This window comes from Enterobacter sp. 2VL (genome assembly GCF_005503595.1).
Taxonomy (GTDB): domain Bacteria; phylum Pseudomonadota; class Gammaproteobacteria; order Enterobacterales; family Enterobacteriaceae; genus Enterobacter; species Enterobacter cancerogenus.
In genome coordinates, this window is sequence record NZ_SCNE01000003.1 from 542,476 (window position 1) to 560,177 (window position 17,702).

Below are 17,702 nucleotides of genomic sequence, written 5' to 3' on the forward strand. Positions count from 1 at the left end.
CAGTGCGAAAACGCAGCATTCTACACTACATCCCCGTCACCTGGAAATGCACTTAGAGCCAAGCATAGCGCGAAGAAACGGCGTTTTCTTTTTTGGGATGTAAATAATGATAAAGCCCGGCAGATTACCGGGCCTCAGAAGAGAGCGTTTCAACACGAAGCTGGTCAGGCGCCAGCGCTACGCTGAGAATAACAGGCTGCCACTCTTCGCGGGCGGCAAGCTTAGGCGAGATGCCTTTGGCAAGCCAGAAACCACCCACACCGCCCAATGCAGCCCCGCACATGGCGGCAATATCGGTACCGAAAAGCATCTGGAAAACACCGCCCATGACAAACAGCCCCACCAGCGGAGAAAGGTAAACCAGCATTGCGGAACCCAGCAGGCTGCCTTCGGCAATTCCCAGTTCGACTTTCTGCCCTGCCATCAGAGGATGTTCACTCGGCACGGAGAGGGTGTGCGAGGTCTGAGGGCCGAGTTTATTTAGCACCCGACTTCCGCAACCCGCTCTGGATGCGCAGCTGTTGCAGGATGCTTTCACATCGCAGCTAACCAGTGCGATGCCATCTTTCCATGAGACGACGGTAGCCCACTCTTTAATCATTGCGTAGCCTTGAATTTGATGCTGTCGGAAATGCGCTTCGCGGTTTGCGGCGGCAATTCCCCGACGATAGTAATTTCAGCATTTTCACGAACCGTCGTGCTCACCGTCCGGCGGCCGGTACGGAGCATCTGTTCAGAACTGTTAGCCGTGGCACGGTTAATGTTTACCGAGAAGCTGAACAAACCGTCAGAGTAGAGCCGTGACTCAACGGGCGTTTCAATGGTCGGCAACTGACGACGACTGCTGGACACTTCACTAAACCCTTGCGGGATCCAGGAAGGCACCCAGCTGAAATTGACGGAATCACCCGCAGGGACAGAAAGCAGCGGCGGCAGGCTGGCCTTGGCCAGGTTCTGCATGCTGTTTCCGACCTGGCTGTTAACGCTAAAGGAGATCACGCGGAACTGTTCCAGCGTTTCACCATCGCGGTCGAGCAGGTCAACGCGCATCGGCAAGTGGGTTTCCGCATCGATCCAAACGATATAGCTGTAGCGCGTACCGTCGCGAGCGACCACGCGGATCACTTCACACAGGCGGTCTGCAATTCGCGTGCGTCCTACCGAGATAAAATCATAGTAAGGGGCAAGTCGCTTAAAATCGGTATAGATAAGGGACGGCAGAGAATCGACGATATAGTCGCCATTCAGGGTAAACGGCTCAAGCCCGGGTTCGAAATAGCTGATTTCGTTCCCCCGCTGAACCACTTCACGCCGTGGGCCATCCATCTGTAAAAGCTGAGCGAGAGGCTGATTATCAAGACGTGCATGGCGATAACGTAACGATTCGACGCCCTGCTTATTAATGCTGATAAATGCCAACTCATAGTTGAGTGACTGGCTGGCCAGATTCATTTGCTGCAACAACGCCCCGGATGAAACATCAGCCGAGGCGTTGGCAGAGAAGAACAGGCTACCCGCCATCAGAGACATGGCGAACCAAAGTTGCTTCATTACTGCGATTGCGTTCCTAAAGTTTGGTTTCCAGGCACCTGCACAGCGGCCTGCTGAGTTTGTGCCTGCTCAAACTGAAGCTGCTCTGAGTGCAGTCGACGCTGCAGCTCATAGTCCTGCAACATCGCATTAATGCGACGACGCTGCTCCTGAACCTGCACTTGCTGTCCGCCGCTGGCGGAGGCATCTGCAGGAACACCCAGACTTACCGGGCTGGCTTTGCCCATCATCGGCAGCGTATTAAACACTGGCGCTTCAGGCTGCTGGCTGGCTTCAGACTGCGTGTTATAGTGCTGGACACCAACGATAACTGCAAGCGATACGCAAGCCGCCACGCCCATTTGGGTGAGTTGACTGGCCCACGGTCGCACCTTGTGCCAGAACGGCATTTTCTGCCACTGGTGCGGTGCTGGCTGCGCTTCAGGGATCAGCGGAGTGGTCTGATGGACAGGCTCATTCTCAATGGCCGCCATCACGCGGGCTGAGATATCGAAATGGAGAACCTCGCTGGTGTCACCGCGAAGCGCATCACGGATGAGGTGATAACTCTCCCAGGTCTGTTGCATCTCGGAGGAGTGAGAAAGCTCGTTGAGCAACTCACTGTCCAGCGTTTCACCATCCATTAAAGCGGAAAGTTTTTCTTTCTGCATGCCTAATACCTTTTCCAGTATCCCGCTATCGTCAACGCCTGATAAGCGGTTGAACTTTATTATCAATAGCTTCTCGCGCACGGAAAATACGAGAGCGTACCGTGCCAACCGGACAATCCATGATAGCGGCTATCTCTTCATAGCTCAGACCATCAAGCTCCCGCAGGGTAATAGCCATGCGTAAATCTTCCGGGAGTGACTCGATTGTGCGAAAAACGATTTGTCTCAGTTCTTCTGACAACATTAAGTTCTCAGGGTTCGAAATTTCTTTCAATGCGCCGCCACTTTCGAAATTTTCGGCGTCGATTGCGTCCACATCACTTGAAGGTGGACGACGGCCCTGAGCGACCAGATAGTTCTTGGCTGTGTTGACCGCAATACGGTACAGCCAGGTATAAAAAGCACTATCCCCCCGGAACGAATCCAGCGCACGATAGGCCTTAATAAAAGACTCTTGCACCACATCAGGCACGTCACCTGAGGGTACATAGCGGGATACCAGACTCGCCACCTTATGCTGGTAGCGCACTACCAGGAGGTTAAAGGCTTTCTGATCTCCCTTCTGGACCCGTTCAACCAGGACCTGGTCCGTTAACTGCTCGCTCATCCGAGGTAATGTCTCCCCAAACCAAAATTCCACGCGTTATCGAAACGCCACTCTAAAACATCGCACTTTGAGCAAGCACCGACTTAGAGCGTTTGTTCTTCAATAAGTTCCGTCACGCTTTTGTTTTTGTTCATCGTGTCGTCGACCGTTCATTTTCTCTCATTATAAGTCGGTTCACGATACATACGCACTTTCTGTCAAGAATGCGCCACTTTACCGCTGAAGAGTAACGCAACACGGGTTTTATTTCATCACATAATCTGACGCTAACGATCTGCTTCGCAAAATATTTTCTTTCATTTACCTCCCGTTTACGCCTTGTCACACGTTTAGCCATTGTAACAGTGATTAAAAAAAACGTGCGATATCTCGCAATCGGGTGCTATTCTGGCCTAACTCTGTTTAGTAAATTAAACAACACAACATGAACACTACGCCAGAACTCCATTGTGATGTACTGATTATCGGCAGCGGTGCTGCGGGACTGTCCCTTGCGCTGCGTCTGGCCGAGCATCAGCGGGTGATCGTACTCAGTAAGGGGCCGATGAGCGAAGGATCGACCTTCTACGCACAGGGTGGCATCGCCGCCGTGTTTGATGAAACCGACAGCATCGCCTCCCACGTAGAAGATACCCTGATTGCCGGTGCCGGGATCGTGGACACCCACGCCGCTGAGTTTGTCGCAAGCAACGCCCGAAACTGCGTGCAGTGGCTGATAGACCAGGGCGTGTTATTTGATACCGAAGTTCAACCCAATGGTGAACAGAGCTATCATCTGACCCGCGAGGGTGGGCACAGCCATCGCCGCATCCTTCATGCTGCCGATGCCACCGGTAAAGCGGTCGAAACCACGCTGGTGAGTAAGGCCCTGAGCCATCCCAATATCCAGATCCTTGAGCGCAGTAATGCAGTGGATCTAATAATCTCCGATAAAATTGGCCTGCCCGGTACGCGGCGCGTGGTCGGTGCCTGGGTATGGAATCGCAATAAAGAGAAAGTTGAAACCTGCCGCGCCAAAGCGGTTGTGCTGGCAACGGGCGGGGCGTCTAAGGTCTATCAGTACACGACGAATCCGGACATTTCTTCAGGCGATGGCATCGCGATGGCATGGCGGGCCGGCTGCCGCGTGGCGAATCTTGAATTTAATCAGTTCCATCCTACAGCCCTGTACCACCCTCAGGCGCGCAACTTCCTGCTGACGGAAGCCCTGCGCGGCGAAGGCGCTTACCTGAAGCGCCCGGACGGCTCGCGCTTTATGCCGGACTTTGATGACAGAGGCGAACTCGCCCCGCGCGACATTGTCGCCCGTGCTATCGATCATGAAATGAAGCGCCTTGGCGTCGATTGCATGTATCTAGATATCAGCCATAAGCCGCCTGAATTTATTCGCCACCACTTTCCGACAATCGACGAAAAACTGCGGGGTCTGGGTATAGATTTGACCCGCGATCCGGTTCCTGTCGTTCCCGCTGCCCACTATACCTGTGGCGGTGTGATGGTTGACGACCACGGGCGTACCGATGTGGATGGGTTATATGCCATCGGTGAGGTGAGTTACACCGGGCTGCATGGCGCTAACCGGATGGCGTCCAACTCGCTACTGGAGTGTCTTGTCTATGGATGGTCTGCTGCGGAAGATATCACCAAACGCATGCCGTATGCCCGCCAGACGGAGAACTTGCCAGCCTGGGACGAAAGTCGGGTGGAGAATCCGGATGAGCTGGTCGTCATCCAGCATAACTGGCATGAGCTGAGACTCTTCATGTGGGACTACGTGGGGATTGTGCGAACGACTAAGCGCCTTGAGCGTGCGTTACGCCGCATCACGATGCTGCAGCAAGAGATAGATGAATACTACGCCAACTTCCGCGTATCCAATAATCTGCTGGAGCTGCGCAACCTGGTTCAGGTGGCCGAGCTGATCGTTCGCTGCGCGATGATGCGTAAAGAGAGCCGTGGCCTGCACTATACCCTGGACTATCCTGATGCTTTACCGACATCCGGCCCGTCGATCCTGTCGCCACATACTCACATAAAAAGATAAAAAGCCTGGGTCAGGGCAGTGTAATCTTCGGAATAGCGCTGGTCTGGCCCGCGAATCACCATCCGGTCAGTAAAGCACTCCCCTTCTTTCGGGGAGAGCGCCAGCAGCACGCGGTGCGGCAAACGCCCTTCGGTATCGGAAATATCAGTCCGCAAACGGAGTTTCCATCCTATCTGCTGCGCTATCTCAATAAAAGTGTTGCCGGTACTTTCCGGCAGTACGACGCAGAAAAAACCCTCTTCCGCGATCAACTCTGCGGCACTGGTTAGCAGCGCCTTATGATCAAGCGAGCCGGTGTAGCGGGCCTGTTCACGTTCCGGTGTACCGCATTCCACGCCGGGTTCAAAATAGGGCGGGTTGCTGACGATAAGATCGTAACGCGCCGTCTGCTCTGGTGCCCAGGCAAGTATATCAGCACACTTGACGTTAATGCGCTCCGCCCAGGGTGATTCGGCTGCATTTTCACTCGCCTGGCCTGCCGCCTGCGCGTCCAGCTCGACGGCATCAATCGTGACGTGATTTTTGGTACGCTGTGCCAGCATTAATGCCAGAAGCCCGCTCCCGGTTCCGATATCCAGAATACGCGTCGCCTCGGCGACGGGTGCCCAGGCCCCCAGTAAAATAGCATCAGTGCCGACTTTCATCGCGCAGCGGTCGTGAGCAACAAAGAACTGTTTAAATGTGAAACCATCGCGGCGCAATTGCGCTTTGAGTTGAGACATGTTGGGGCAACCTTCTGAACGAAACTGGAGTAGCATAGGGGAAAGCGATGTGGCCGAAAAGCGATATCCATACAAACAGATGAAGATTACAGCCGTAACGTCTATAATCAGCGCCCCACACAGAGGTAGAACATGACTGTAACGACTTTTTCCGAACTTGAACTCGATGAAAGCCTGCTCAATGCACTTGAGAGTAAAGGCTTTACACGCCCGACCGCCATTCAGGCCGCGGCCATTCCGCCTGCGCTTGAAGGCCGCGATGTGCTCGGTTCTGCGCCAACCGGCACGGGGAAAACAGCAGCCTATTTGCTGCCTGTGTTGCAGCATCTGCTCGATTTCCCGCGTAAAAAATCTGGCCCACCGCGTATTTTGATCCTGACGCCAACCCGAGAACTGGCGATGCAGGTTGCCGACCACGCGCGTGAGCTTGCGGCTAATACCCATCTGGACATTGCCACGATCACCGGCGGCGTTGCGTATATGAACCACGCCGAAGTGTTCAGCGAGAACCAGGACATCGTCGTTGCAACGACGGGCCGCCTGCTGCAATACATTAAAGAAGAGAACTTCGACTGCCGCGCGGTTGAAACCCTGATCCTCGACGAAGCTGACCGTATGCTGGACATGGGCTTTGCCCAGGATATCGAGCACATTGCAGGTGAAACGCGCTGGCGTAACCAGACGATGCTGTTCTCTGCGACCCTCGAAGGGGACGCCATCAAAGATTTCGCAGAACGTCTGCTGGAAGACCCGGTAGAAGTGTCTGCTACGCCGTCCACGCGCGAGCGCAAAAAGATCCACCAGTGGTATTACCGTGCGGATAATCTTGAGCACAAAATTGAACTGCTCAAGCAACTGCTGAAGCAGGAAGATGCGACCCGTACCATCGTGTTTGTGCGTAAACGCGAGCGTGTGCATGAGCTGGCAGAGATCCTGCGTAACGCCGGGATCAACAACTGTTATCTCGAAGGCGAGATGGCGCAGGTTAAGCGTACCGAAGGGATTAAGCGCCTGACCGAGGGCCGCGTGAACGTGCTGGTAGCCACCGACGTCGCTGCGCGCGGGATCGACATTCCGGATGTCAGCCATGTCATCAACTTTGATATGCCGCGCAGCGGTGATACCTATCTGCACCGTATCGGTCGTACCGGACGTGCGGGCCGTAAAGGTATTGCTATTTCTCTGGTTGAAGCACACGACCATCTGCTGTTGCAGAAAATTGGCCGCTACGTCGACGAACCGCTGAAATCGCGGGTGATTGACGGATTGCGTCCAACCACACGTGCCCCGAGTGAAAAAATGACGGGTAAACCGTCTAAAAAAGCACTCGCGAAGCGTGCCGAGAGAAAAGAGAAAGAAAAAGAGAAGCCGCGCGTGAAGCAGCGCCACCGCGACACCAAAAACGTAGGTAAACGTCGCAAGCCAAGCTCAGCTGCGCCTGAGACGAAAACTGAAGAATAAAAAAAAGCCGGGGAAATCCCCGGCTTTTTTATGCCACCCCCGTGGCTGAGAACCTTACAGACTTTCAGTAAAGGTACGCGCAATAACGTCGCGCTGCTGTTCTGGCGTCAGAGAGTTGAAACGTACCGCATAGCCAGACACACGGATGGTCAGCTGTGGGTATTTTTCCGGATGCTCAACGGCATCCATCAGCGTTTCGCGACGCAGAACGTTGACGTTCAGGTGCTGACCGCCTTCCACGCGCACTTCCGGTTGCACTTCCATCGGAATTTCACGGTATTCGATTTCGCCCAGCTTGTTCACCGGAACGATTTCATCTTCAGCAAAACCGGCTTTTGCTACTACACAGCGTGCTTCATTTTTTTCGCTGTCCAGCAGCCAGAAAGAGTTCAGCAGGTCGTCATTTGCAGCTTTAGTAATCTGGATACCCGTAATCATGTGATGCCTCCCTTAGGCTACATTAACTGGTGTCGGCCTCACGCGGCCAATTGGTAAAACCATTGTTGCTTGTGTGTATATATATCATTCACCCCCGTGAGATTTATTGATTTAAATCAACAAAAACACCAACCACATAAAGAGTGTGGTTTGATTTTATTGTTTTAGATCAATTTTGAACCTTACCATTTCAAACCATGGCATAGACTTTCAAATAAAATTTAAAGGGTTAGCGTGATTTTCCGGCCCGAAATTTTGCTCACCGGGATTTAGCAGTTAAGCTAGGCACAGATGAAAATTCGCAGGAGAGCGAGATGACGACCCCGTTAACGTGGCACGATGTGCTGGCCGAAGAGAAACAGCAGCCCTATTTTATCAATACGCTCAGCACGGTTGCCGCAGAGCGGCAGGCGGGGCAGACGATCTATCCGCCGCAAAAGGATGTTTTCAACGCGTTTCGCTATACCGAACTGGGCGACGTCAAAGTGGTGATTCTGGGTCAGGACCCCTACCATGGGCCAGGGCAGGCGCATGGCCTGGCGTTTTCCGTGCGTCCTGGCGTTGCCATACCCCCTTCCCTGTTGAATATGTATAAAGAGCTCGAAGCGACGGTACCCGGGTTTACCCGGCCAAATCACGGCTACCTGGAAAGCTGGGCGCGCCAGGGCGTACTGCTGTTGAACACCGTGCTCACGGTGCGTGCCGGGCAGGCGCATTCCCATGCCAGCCTGGGGTGGGAAACCTTTACGGATAAGGTGATAAGCCTGATTAACGAGCATCGCGAAGGGGTCGTATTTTTACTCTGGGGATCGCATGCGCAGAAGAAAGGGGCGATCATCGACAGGCAGCGTCATCACGTTCTTAAAGCGCCGCACCCGTCACCGCTCTCTGCCCATCGCGGTTTCTTTGGCAGTAATCACTTTGTTCTGGCGAATGAATGGCTGGAGAAACGTGGCGAAACGCCGATTGACTGGATGCCTGTGTTGCCGGCTGAGGGTGAATAAACATTGAATGTGCCGGGTCAGGCCCGGCACATTAGAGGCTTATGCCTTATTCTGACGCCACCATTCGGCCAGCAATACGCCGGTCGCGACGGACACGTTGAGGCTTTCAACATTACCCGTACCGTCGATGGAGACACTGAGATCGGCGCTGGACAGCGCTGCATCAGACAGGCCATCACGCTCCTGACCTAACACCAGCACCATTTTACGCGGCAGCGTTGCTTTAAACAGCGGCGTAGCGGCATGGCTGGAAGTGGTCACGATGGAGTAGCCCGCTTTGCGGAACTGCTCAATTGCGTCCAGAACGCTGTCGCCGGTGATCGGCTGAACATGTTCCGCTCCGCCTTCAGCGGTACGGATCGCCGCGCCGGATTCCAGCAGGGCAGCATCCTGCAGCAGGACACCCTTCACGCCGAAGTGCGCGCAGCTGCGCATCATCGCGCCCAGATTGTGCGGGTTGCCCACATCTTCCAGCGCCAGCACGCAGTCATCCGCTTCAGCCTGGCTAACCCACTGCTGCACGGTAGTACCGTTACGTTTTTTGATCAGGAAGCAGACGCCACCGTGGTGTTCCGTACCGGATGCTTTCGTCAGCTCGGCATCATCCACCACATGGTAGGCCTTACGGTTTGCCGCCATCCAGCGTAACGCTTCTTTGAAGCGTGGGGTCACGCTCTGGATGAACCAGGCGCGGACGATGCACTCAGGGCGGCTCTGGAACAGGGCCTGACAGGCGTTTTCGCCATAGACGCGGGTCTCTTCTGCACGCTGGCGGCGCAGAACTTCCGGATCGATAAAGCTTTTGCCGCTGATCCCGCCGTGATCGGCTTTCTCTGGCGTCTCTTCGCCAGGCGCGCGCGACACGGTACGCCACGGTGAGGCATTATCACGCGAATATTCATCACGCGGACGATCGTCGCGAGGGCGGTCATTACGTGGACGATCGCTGCGTGGACGGTCATCGCGTTTGCGATCGTCACGTTTGCGGTCATCGCCGCGGTTATTTCTGTCATCGCGGGCGGGGCGACGGCCACCGTCTGCACGAGAAGACGCCGGACGCCCGCCCCCTTTTCCGGTACGCGGATTTTGGGTGCGTTTATCTGAGTCATCATCACTGCGGACATACATCACTTTGACCTTGCCGCTTTTGTTTTTCATTTCGTCGTTCATGCTTTTCTCCACCAGCGCTGCGCGAAGCGCGCAGATTACCCGATGTGCAAGCTCATAGCCATAATTTCGTACAAAAGCCTGTGACTATTGTTCTCATTGAATAAAACGCATTGTCGTTTCAAACAGGCTCATTGATAATATGTAACATATAAGAAACATTCTCGGCATTCTGCCGCTGTATCAGAGGTTAGTTATGAATACCGTATGTGCCAACTGTCAGGCCCTGAATCGCATTCCGGACGATCGTATTGACGATGCCGCTAAATGCGGACGCTGTGGTCACGAACTGTTTGATGGCGATGTCATTAACGCGACGGGTGCTACGCTGGACAAACTCCTCAAGGACGATCTCCCTGTGGTTGTCGATTTTTGGGCACCGTGGTGTGGTCCGTGCCGTAACTTCGCGCCGGTATTTGAAGACGTGGCGGAGGAACGTAGCGGTAAAATGCGTTTTGTGAAGGTGAACACCGAAGCGGAACGTGAGTTAAGCGCCCGTTTTCGCATTCGCAGCATCCCTACCATCATGATCTTTAAAAATGGTGAAGTGATTGACATGCTGAACGGTGCGGTTCCTAAAGCACCTTTTGAAAGCTGGTTGAACGAGTCACTCTAACATTCCCCGGGGGCACATCTTGTGCCCCGCTCCCTCCTCTGCGAAAATAGCGTTTTTCCTGTGTTTCGCCCATGACTGATAACGCTGTCCTGCAACTGCGCGCCGAACGACTCGCCCGCGCCACTCGCCCTTTTCTTGCCCGAGGCAATCGCATTCGCCGCTGCCAGCGCTGCCTGCTTCCGCTCAAGGTCTGCCTGTGCGACACGCTGGCTCCCTGCCCCGCCGAAAGCCGCTTTTGCCTGATGATGTTCGATACCGAACCCATGAAGCCCAGCAATACCGGGCGTCTGATCGCCGATATCCTGCCCGATACCGCCGCGTTCCAATGGTCGCGAACGGAGCCGCCACAGGCACTGCTGGACCTGGTCACCCATCCTGACTATCAGCCGATGGTGGTTTTTCCGGCCTCCTATGCCGGAGAACAGCGTGAAGTTCTCTCTGCACCGCCGTCAGGCAAACCGCCGCTGTTTATCATGCTGGATGGCACCTGGACCGAAGCCCGAAAAATGTTTCGTAAAAGCCCGTATCTGGATGCCTTACCGGTGATCTCCGTTGATTTATCACGCGTCTCGGCCTATCGCCTGCGGGAAGCGCACGCTGACGGGCAATACTGCACCGCAGAAGTGGCCATCGCGCTGCTGGATTTGGCCGGGGATACCGCTGCCGCCACCGCGCTGGGCAACCATTTCTCCTGTTTTCGCGAACGCTATCTGGCGGGAAAAACCATTCATAAGGGCAGCGTCACAGCAGCAGAGTCAGAAAGCGTTTAAAATCATCAGGTCGCTTGCATTCACAGGAGAGTTGCATGAGCCAGCGAGGGTTAGAAGCGCTATTACGTCCAAAGTCCATTGCCGTTATTGGCGCCTCGATGAAACCGGATCGCGCAGGTTATCTGATGATGCGCAATCTCCTGGCCGGTGGTTTCAGTGGCCCTGTTCTGCCCGTCACGCCCGCTTATAAGGCGGTTCTGGGCGTGCTGGCGTGGCCCGATGTGCCCAGTCTGCCATTCATACCCGACCTCGCCGTCCTCTGTACCCATGCTAAGCGTAATCTGGAATTACTGGAGTCGCTTGGGCAAAAGGGGTGTAAAACCTGCATTATTCTCTCGTCTCCTCCTGAACAGCAGGCCGAGCTACTGGCCTGTGCCGGACGCTTTCAGATGCGGATCCTTGGCCCGAACAGTCTGGGCCTCCTTGCCCCCTGGCAGGGTCTGAACGCCAGCTTCTCGCCGGTGCCGATTCGCAAAGGTAAACTGGCGTTTATTTCGCAGTCTGCTGCCGTATCGAACACGATTCTGGACTGGGCGCAGCAGCGGGAAATGGGGTTTTCTTACTTTATTGCGTTGGGTGACAGCCTCGATATTGACGTTGACGAGCTGCTGGACTTCCTGGCGCGTGACAGCAAAACCAGCGCAATTCTGCTCTACCTTGAACATCTCAGCGATGCCCGTCGTTTTGTCTCAGCGGCCCGAAGCGCGTCACGTAACAAACCGATTCTGGTGATCAAAAGCGGACGCAGCCCCGCCGCACAACGGTTACTTCATTCCCATTCGGGCATGGATCCCGCCTGGGACGCGGCGATCCAGCGTGCTGGGTTGTTGCGTGTACAGGATACCCATGAGCTCTTTTCCGCCGTTGAGACCTTAAGCCACATGCGTCCGCTGCGCGGTGAGAAACTGATGATCGTCAGTAACGGCGCAGCTCCCGCGGCGCTGGCGCTGGATGAACTATGGCTGCGCAATGGAAAGCTGGCGACGCTCGGAGACGAGACGCTTAAGCGCCTGCGAGACGCTCTGCCGGCCAGCGTTACCCCGGGCAATCCACTCGATTTACGCGACGATGCCAGCAGCGAGCGATACATCACCGCACTTTCCATTCTGCTGGATAGCCAGGACTTTGACGCCCTGATGATTATCCACTCTCCCAGTGCGGCAGCGCCAGGTAGCGACAGCGCGCGAGCACTCATTGAGGCGGTAAAACGTCATCCTCGCGGAAAATACGTCACGCTACTGACAAACTGGTGCGGCGAATTTTCGTCTCAGGAGGCGCGACGGTTGTTCAGCGAGGCCGGATTACCCACGTACCGTACTCCGGAAGGCACCATTACCGCGTTTATGCATATGGTTGAATATCGCCGTAATCAGAAGCAGCTCCGTGAAACGCCCGCCCTGCCTGGCAATCTGACGGCTAACGCGGTGGATGTCCATCGACTGCTGCACCAGGCTATCGCGGAAGGCGCAACGTCCCTGGATACCCACGAAGTGCAGCCTATTCTTGGCAGTTACGGTATTCAGACGCTCCCCACCTGGATTGCCAGCGACAGCGCCGAGGCGGTCCATATTGCCGAGCAACTCGGCTATCCGGTTGCCCTCAAGCTTCGCTCGCCCGATATTCCGCATAAGTCAGATGTTCAGGGGGTAATGCTGTATCTGCGAACTGCGGCAGAAGTGCAGCAGGCGGCGGATGCTATTTTCGATCGCGTCAAAATGGCCTGGCCTCAGGCACGGATCCACGGCCTGCTGGTCCAAAGCATGGCTAACCGGGCGGGCGCGCAGGAACTGCGGGTTGTGGTCGAGCACGACCCGGTCTTTGGCCCGCTCATCATGCTGGGTGAGGGTGGCGTTGAATGGCGACCGGAGGAACAGGCCGTGGTGGCACTGCCGCCGCTCAACATGAACCTGGCGCGCTACCTGATCATTCAGGCGATTAAGAGTAAAAAAATCCGTGGCCGAAGCGCCCTGCGCCCGCTTGATATTGCCGGTTTAAGCCAGTTTCTGGTGCAGGTCTCTAACCTGATCGTTGATTGTGCGGAGATCCAGCGGCTGGATATTCATCCCCTGCTCGCCTCCGGAAATGAATTTACCGCGCTTGACGTCACGCTGGATATTGCGCCTTTTGACGGAGACAGTGAAAGCCGCCTCGCCATTCGCCCTTATCCTCTGCATCTTGAAGAGTGGGTCGAGATGAAGAATGGAGAACGGGCGCTGTTTCGCCCTATCCTGCCGGAAGATGAACCCCAGTTGCGGGTCTTCATTTCGCAGGTGACCAAAGAGGATCTTTACTATCGCTACTTTAGCGAAATCAATGAATTTACCCACGATGATTTAGCCAATATGACGCAGATCGACTACGATCGAGAAATGGCGTTTGTGGCGGTTCGCCGGACTGACAGCGGGGATGAGATCCTCGGCGTCACGCGTGCGATCTCTGATCCGGACAATGTGGATGCAGAGTTTGCCGTCCTGGTGCGTTCCGATCTGAAGGGGCTGGGACTGGGAAGACGGCTGCTTGAAAAGCTTATCAGCTATACGCGCGATCATGGATTGTTACGCCTGAACGGCATTACTATGCCAAACAATCGCGGCATGGTGACACTCGCGCGCAAACTCGGTTTTGATGTTGATATCCAGCTGGATGAAGGCATTGTTTCCCTTTCGCTCAGCCTAATATCCGTGGGTAAACAAGAGTAAGCTACTGGAAATGTTGCCCACTTTGGACGGTACTGGTGGTATCATTGCCCGCTTATGTTGTTTGCATGATACATACAACCCTTCAATGAACAGAGAAGAAACGCACTGTGATGTTGTCAAAATTTAAGCGTAATAAACATCAACAACACCTTGCTCAACTACCGAAGATTTCTCAGTCAGTTGATGATGTCGAATTCTTTTATGCTCCCGCTGATTTTCGGGAGACGCTTCTGGAAAAGATTGCCAGTGCGACGCGACGTATCTGTATCGTGGCACTGTATCTGGAACAAGATGAAGGTGGGCGCGCTATTCTGAACGCGCTCTATGAAGCGAAACGTCAGCGTCCGGAACTGGACGTTCGCGTACTCGTCGACTGGCATCGTGGCCAGCGCGGGCGCATTGGCGCTGCGGCGTCAAACACCAATGCTGACTGGTACTGCCGCACGGCGCAGGAAAATCCTGGCGTCGATGTGCCTGTTTACGGCGTGCCGGTGAATACCCGCGAAGCGCTGGGCGTGCTGCATTTCAAAGGATTTATCATTGATGACAGCGTGCTGTACAGCGGCGCCAGTCTGAATGATGTCTATCTTCATCAGCTCGATAAGTACCGTTACGACCGCTATCATCTTATCCGCAATCCGCAGATGGCGGACATCATGTTCAACTGGGTTGATAAATACCTTGTGCATGGCCGCGGCGTAAACCGTCTTGATGATCCGCAGCGCCCTAAAAGCCCGGAAATTAAAAACGACGTGCGTTCCTTCCGCCAGGAGCTGCGCGACGCGGTCTATCACTTCCAGGGTGACGCCAATAACGAAGAGCTCTCCGTTACGCCACTGGTCGGTTTGGGCAAATCCAGCCTGCTGAACAAGACTATCTTCCATCTGATGCCGTGTGCAGAGCAAAAGCTTACGATCTGCACGCCCTACTTTAACCTGCCTGCCGTGCTGGTGCGGAATATCATTCAGCTGCTGCGTGATGGCAAGAAAGTGGAAATTATCGTTGGGGATAAAACGGCTAACGACTTCTTTATTCCGGAAGATCAGCCCTTCAAGATCATCGGCGCACTGCCTTATCTCTATGAGATCAACCTGCGTCGCTTCCTGAGCCGTTTACAGTACTATGTAAACACAGACCAACTGGTTGTGCGCCTGTGGAAAGATGAAGACAATAGCTATCATCTCAAAGGCATGTGGGTGGACGATGAGTGGATGCTGCTGACCGGCAACAACCTCAACCCTCGCGCCTGGCGGCTGGATCTGGAAAACGCCATTCTGATCCACGATCCGCAGCACGAACTGGCGGCGAAGCGTGAACGCGAGCTGGAACTGATCCGCACGCATACGACCGTTGTGCGCCATTACCGCGATCTGCAGAGCATTGCGGATTACCCGGTAAAAGTTCGCAAGCTGATTCGTCGCTTACGTCGGATCCGTATCGACCGCCTTATCAGCCGTATTCTGTAATATTCCGGCCCTGTCATCGACAGGGCTTTTTTATGGAGCCTGTTGATGCGTATCCTTCTCCTGCTTATCTCCCTTTGCCTGACCGGATGTAGCCATATGGCGAACGACAGCTGGACAGGCCAGGACAAAGCTCAACACTTTATTGCTTCTGCGATGTTGTCCGCTGCGGGTAATGAAGTCGCGCAGCACCAGGGTTACAGCCGGGATCGCAGTGCAGCCATCGGATTGATGTTCTCCGTCAGCCTTGGCGCATCTAAAGAGCTTTGGGACTGTCGTCCGGCGGGAACCGGCTGGAGCTGGAAAGATTTTGCCTGGGACGTAGCCGGTGCAACAACCGGCTACGCGGTATGGCAGATGGCCCATTATTAAAGGCGAATACCCTTACCCTTGCGATGCAGCATCAGGGAGACGATAAAGGCTAACGCTCCCATTACGGTGACATACCAGAAGAACGTTGTCTCACTGCCCCACGATTTAAGCGACAGCGCGACGTACTCCGCTGACCCACCAAATAGCGCGTTAGCCACCGCATACGACAGCCCTACCCCGAGCGCCCTGACCTGGGCGGGGAACATCTCTGCTTTCAATATCCCGCTGATTGACGTGTAAAAACTGACGATGACCAGTGCAATCATGATCAGTCCAAAAGCAGCATAAGGTGAGGAGGTATGCTGCAGCGCGCTTAATAGCGGGACGGTACCGAGCGTCAGTAAACTGCCAAAAATGAGCATTGAGGTTCGGCGGCCTATCTTATCGGATAGCGCACCGATAGCAGGCTGAATAAGCATAAAGACCAGCAGGGCGACTGTCATGACCACACTTGCCACGTTAGCGTGCATGCCGGAGGTATTGACCAGATACTTTTGCATATAGGTGGTGAAGGTGTAGAAGCTCAACGACCCCGCGGCGGTAAAACCGAGCACCATTAAAAAGGCTTTACGGTTACGCCACAGCCCTTTGAGGGAGCCGGCCTCTTTCAATGCCCTGACCTCTTGTTGAGAGGTTTCATCCAACTGGCGGCGCAGCCAGAGAGCCACAACCGCCAGAGCGGCCCCCATCGCAAACGGGATGCGCCAGCCCCAGGCGCGTAGATCTGCATCGCTGAGAATATGTTGAAGCATCACCACAACGAGCAGAGCAAGCAGTTGCCCGCCGATTAGCGTGACATACTGGAATGAAGCATAGAACCCTTTGCGCCCTTCAACAGCGACTTCACTCATGTATGTCGCGCTGGTGCCGTACTCGCCGCCAACAGAAAGTCCCTGGAACAAACGTGCCAGCAGGAGCAACGCGGGTGCCCAGGTGCCGATTACGTCATAACCGGGCAGGCAGGCAATGACCAGCGAACCCACGCACATCATGCAGACCGATATGAGCATTGAGGTTTTACGCCCTTTCCTGTCGGCAATACGGCCGAACAACCACCCGCCAATTGGACGCATCAAAAACCCGGCGGCAAAGACGCCTGCGGTTTGCAGAAGCTGTGTGGTGGTATTACCGGATGGAAAAAAGATATGCGCGAAGTAGAGAGAGCAAAATGAATAAACGTAAAAATCGAACCACTCTACCAGGTTCCCCGATGAAGCCCCAACAATTGCCCAAACCCGACGGCGGGTATCTTTCGCCGTTAAGTTTGTGTTTTCCGTATCTGTACTTGCTACGGTTTCTGTCATTTTAAATCCCCTGTCTCACATTGCGGGCCAGTGCCCACCCACAGTAAAACCGGATTTAAAACGAACCGTTAGGTAAAAGAAATGTTTCCAATATGTTTCATTACGTTTTGTGAAGTTGATCAGATATTGAATTATTAGCGAACGTAGTAATTATCCCCACTTACGTTGATGCGCTTTTTTCCTCTGCAAATAATCGTCGTCCTCACGGATCTTATCCCACCACGCTTTGAATACCGCAGCGGCTTCAGCTTTTACCGGATCGTGCTCGAGGGGTTTGACCTGACGCTCCTCATCGTACTTTTTACCGCCTTTATGGTTGGCATATCGACGGGCGCGCGTATAGCCCATCTGAATGAATTTTCGAGCCATATCCATGCCAACAAAGTCGTTCTGCTGGCGGTATTCTTCAAACAGGGCATATATCTCTTTTGCAGAACGCGCCGCCACTTCAGCATTTTTGTAGCGCCAGTGAGGAAGGATTTCGCTTTTATAAGGCTCGACCATCAAAACGCCCTGTTCACCCCGGCCAACCTGGTACAGTTCGGGACGTTCGCGAAAATTAATGTTGGCAAAATCTTGCTGATAATCAAATGGACGGGTCAAAGCGGCACCATTGTTAAAGTCTTTTTAACAATTTTAGACGGCAATGAAGAAAAGGTGTTGAGGTTTTTGGGATACAAAAACGCAAAAAGGCCATCCTTCCGGATGGCCTCTTCACTTGTTTGATGCCTGGCAGTTCCCTACTCTCACATGGGGAGACCCCACACTACCATCGGCGCTACGGCGTTTCACTTCTGAGTTCGGCATGGGGTCAGGTGGGACCACCGCGCTAAA

General features: G+C 54.3%; 17 protein-coding genes and 1 rRNA gene. 8 read left to right on the forward strand and 10 right to left on the reverse strand.

Annotated elements, in window-relative coordinates; genetic code table 11:
* Window positions 1–124 precede the first annotated feature (124 nt).
* Genes rseC through rpoE form a run of 4 tightly spaced genes read right to left on the reverse strand, consistent with a single transcriptional unit; the run spans window position 125 to window position 2,808 of the window.
* The gene (gene rseC, locus FFS28_RS10725) at window positions 125–601 is read right to left on the reverse strand and encodes a SoxR-reducing system protein RseC (RefSeq protein WP_137849517.1); all 477 of its coding nucleotides are present in this window, start codon (window positions 599–601) and stop codon (window positions 125–127) included.
* Window positions 598–1,551 carry a sigma-E factor regulatory protein RseB gene (rseB, locus tag FFS28_RS10730; RefSeq protein ID WP_088207931.1) on the reverse strand — a complete coding sequence of 318 codons (954 nt, stop codon included), beginning with the start codon at window positions 1,549–1,551 and terminating at the stop codon, window positions 598–600. The genes rseC and rseB overlap by 4 nt, the downstream gene beginning before the upstream one ends.
* Window positions 1,551–2,201: an anti-sigma-E factor RseA gene (gene rseA, locus FFS28_RS10735; RefSeq protein WP_006176727.1), complete on the reverse strand. Its 651-nt coding sequence runs from the start codon at window positions 2,199–2,201 to the stop codon at window positions 1,551–1,553. The genes rseB and rseA overlap by 1 nt, the downstream gene beginning before the upstream one ends.
* A gap of 31 nt (window positions 2,202–2,232) precedes the next feature.
* Entirely contained in the window at window positions 2,233–2,808 is a 576-nt protein-coding gene (rpoE, locus tag FFS28_RS10740) for an RNA polymerase sigma factor RpoE (RefSeq protein WP_006176728.1), read from the reverse strand.
* Window positions 2,809–3,232: 424 nt separating this feature from the next.
* Here rpoE and nadB point away from each other — a divergent pair, with 424 nt between their 5' ends.
* Entirely contained in the window at window positions 3,233–4,852 is a 1,620-nt protein-coding gene (nadB, locus tag FFS28_RS10755) for an L-aspartate oxidase (RefSeq protein ID WP_137849519.1), read from the forward strand.
* Here nadB and trmN read toward each other — a convergent pair.
* Window positions 4,837–5,574: a tRNA(1)(Val) (adenine(37)-N(6))-methyltransferase TrmN gene (trmN, locus tag FFS28_RS10760; RefSeq protein ID WP_137849520.1), complete on the reverse strand. Its 738-nt coding sequence runs from the start codon at window positions 5,572–5,574 to the stop codon at window positions 4,837–4,839. The genes nadB and trmN overlap by 16 nt on opposite strands.
* A 132-nt stretch (window positions 5,575–5,706) precedes the next feature.
* Between trmN and srmB the strand changes: the two genes are divergently transcribed.
* On the forward strand, window positions 5,707–7,035 hold the full coding sequence (gene srmB / locus FFS28_RS10765; RefSeq protein WP_137849521.1) for an ATP-dependent RNA helicase SrmB: 1,329 nt from the start codon (window positions 5,707–5,709) through the stop codon (window positions 7,033–7,035).
* A gap of 54 nt (window positions 7,036–7,089) precedes the next feature.
* Here the strand turns inward: srmB and grcA are convergent, their stop codons facing one another.
* Window positions 7,090–7,473 carry an autonomous glycyl radical cofactor GrcA gene (grcA, locus tag FFS28_RS10770; RefSeq protein ID WP_006176733.1) on the reverse strand — a complete coding sequence of 128 codons (384 nt, stop codon included), beginning with the start codon at window positions 7,471–7,473 and terminating at the stop codon, window positions 7,090–7,092.
* Between the two features lie 314 nt (window positions 7,474–7,787).
* Between grcA and ung the strand changes: the two genes are divergently transcribed.
* Window positions 7,788–8,477, forward strand: coding sequence for a uracil-DNA glycosylase (gene ung, locus FFS28_RS10775; protein ID WP_137849522.1), 690 nt, complete (start codon window positions 7,788–7,790; stop codon window positions 8,475–8,477).
* A gap of 39 nt (window positions 8,478–8,516) precedes the next feature.
* On the opposite strand, the gene FFS28_RS10780 is transcribed toward ung, so the two are convergent.
* Entirely contained in the window at window positions 8,517–9,647 is a 1,131-nt protein-coding gene (locus FFS28_RS10780) for a tRNA/rRNA methyltransferase (RefSeq protein WP_137849523.1), read from the reverse strand.
* Between the two features lie 193 nt (window positions 9,648–9,840).
* Here FFS28_RS10780 and trxC point away from each other — a divergent pair, with 193 nt between their 5' ends.
* The 5 genes from trxC (at window position 9,841) to FFS28_RS10805 (ending at window position 15,564) form a co-directional block, all read left to right on the forward strand.
* Window positions 9,841–10,260, forward strand: a complete 420-nt coding sequence (gene trxC / locus FFS28_RS10785; protein WP_006176737.1) for a thioredoxin TrxC — start codon at window positions 9,841–9,843, stop codon at window positions 10,258–10,260.
* A gap of 71 nt (window positions 10,261–10,331) precedes the next feature.
* Complete coding sequence (gene tapT, locus FFS28_RS10790) at window positions 10,332–11,030, forward strand: tRNA-uridine aminocarboxypropyltransferase (protein ID WP_137849524.1); 699 nt, start codon at window positions 10,332–10,334, stop codon at window positions 11,028–11,030.
* A gap of 35 nt (window positions 11,031–11,065) precedes the next feature.
* Entirely contained in the window at window positions 11,066–13,729 is a 2,664-nt protein-coding gene (locus FFS28_RS10795) for a bifunctional acetate--CoA ligase family protein/GNAT family N-acetyltransferase (protein ID WP_137849525.1), read from the forward strand.
* Between the two features lie 110 nt (window positions 13,730–13,839).
* The gene (gene pssA, locus FFS28_RS10800) at window positions 13,840–15,195 is read left to right on the forward strand and encodes a CDP-diacylglycerol--serine O-phosphatidyltransferase (protein WP_006176740.1); all 1,356 of its coding nucleotides are present in this window, start codon (window positions 13,840–13,842) and stop codon (window positions 15,193–15,195) included.
* Between the two features lie 45 nt (window positions 15,196–15,240).
* Complete coding sequence (locus FFS28_RS10805; protein WP_137849526.1) at window positions 15,241–15,564, forward strand: YfiM family lipoprotein; 324 nt, start codon at window positions 15,241–15,243, stop codon at window positions 15,562–15,564.
* Here FFS28_RS10805 and FFS28_RS10810 read toward each other — a convergent pair.
* The 3 genes from FFS28_RS10810 to rrf form a co-directional block, all read right to left on the reverse strand.
* The gene (locus FFS28_RS10810; protein ID WP_137849527.1) at window positions 15,561–16,868 is read right to left on the reverse strand and encodes an MFS transporter; all 1,308 of its coding nucleotides are present in this window, start codon (window positions 16,866–16,868) and stop codon (window positions 15,561–15,563) included. The two genes, FFS28_RS10805 and FFS28_RS10810, sit on opposite strands and share 4 nt — an antisense overlap.
* A 150-nt stretch (window positions 16,869–17,018) precedes the next feature.
* Complete coding sequence (locus FFS28_RS10815) at window positions 17,019–17,471, reverse strand: DUF4385 domain-containing protein (RefSeq protein ID WP_137849528.1); 453 nt, start codon at window positions 17,469–17,471, stop codon at window positions 17,019–17,021.
* Window positions 17,472–17,595: 124 nt separating this feature from the next.
* Window positions 17,596–17,702: ribosomal RNA gene (gene rrf / locus FFS28_RS10820) — 5S ribosomal RNA — on the reverse strand; the annotation flags it as partial.

Bases quoted from the DNA above. Each gene is read 5' to 3' on its own strand.
- rseC (WP_137849517.1), bottom strand. From the start codon at position 601: ATGATTAAAGAGTGGGCTACCGTCGTCTCATGGAAAGATGGCATCGCA.
- rseB (WP_088207931.1), bottom strand. From the start codon at position 1,551: ATGAAGCAACTTTGGTTCGCCATGTCTCTGATGGCGGGTAGCCTGTTC.
- rseA (WP_006176727.1), bottom strand. From the start codon at position 2,201: ATGCAGAAAGAAAAACTTTCCGCTTTAATGGATGGTGAAACGCTGGAC.
- rpoE (WP_006176728.1), bottom strand. From the start codon at position 2,808: ATGAGCGAGCAGTTAACGGACCAGGTCCTGGTTGAACGGGTCCAGAAG.
- nadB (WP_137849519.1), top strand. From the start codon at position 3,233: ATGAACACTACGCCAGAACTCCATTGTGATGTACTGATTATCGGCAGC.
- trmN (WP_137849520.1), bottom strand. From the start codon at position 5,574: ATGTCTCAACTCAAAGCGCAATTGCGCCGCGATGGTTTCACATTTAAA.
- srmB (WP_137849521.1), top strand. From the start codon at position 5,707: ATGACTGTAACGACTTTTTCCGAACTTGAACTCGATGAAAGCCTGCTC.
- grcA (WP_006176733.1), bottom strand. From the start codon at position 7,473: ATGATTACGGGTATCCAGATTACTAAAGCTGCAAATGACGACCTGCTG.
- ung (WP_137849522.1), top strand. From the start codon at position 7,788: ATGACGACCCCGTTAACGTGGCACGATGTGCTGGCCGAAGAGAAACAG.
- FFS28_RS10780 (WP_137849523.1), bottom strand. From the start codon at position 9,647: ATGAACGACGAAATGAAAAACAAAAGCGGCAAGGTCAAAGTGATGTAT.
- trxC (WP_006176737.1), top strand. From the start codon at position 9,841: ATGAATACCGTATGTGCCAACTGTCAGGCCCTGAATCGCATTCCGGAC.
- tapT (WP_137849524.1), top strand. From the start codon at position 10,332: ATGACTGATAACGCTGTCCTGCAACTGCGCGCCGAACGACTCGCCCGC.
- FFS28_RS10795 (WP_137849525.1), top strand. From the start codon at position 11,066: ATGAGCCAGCGAGGGTTAGAAGCGCTATTACGTCCAAAGTCCATTGCC.
- pssA (WP_006176740.1), top strand. From the start codon at position 13,840: ATGTTGTCAAAATTTAAGCGTAATAAACATCAACAACACCTTGCTCAA.
- FFS28_RS10805 (WP_137849526.1), top strand. From the start codon at position 15,241: ATGCGTATCCTTCTCCTGCTTATCTCCCTTTGCCTGACCGGATGTAGC.
- FFS28_RS10810 (WP_137849527.1), bottom strand. From the start codon at position 16,868: ATGACAGAAACCGTAGCAAGTACAGATACGGAAAACACAAACTTAACG.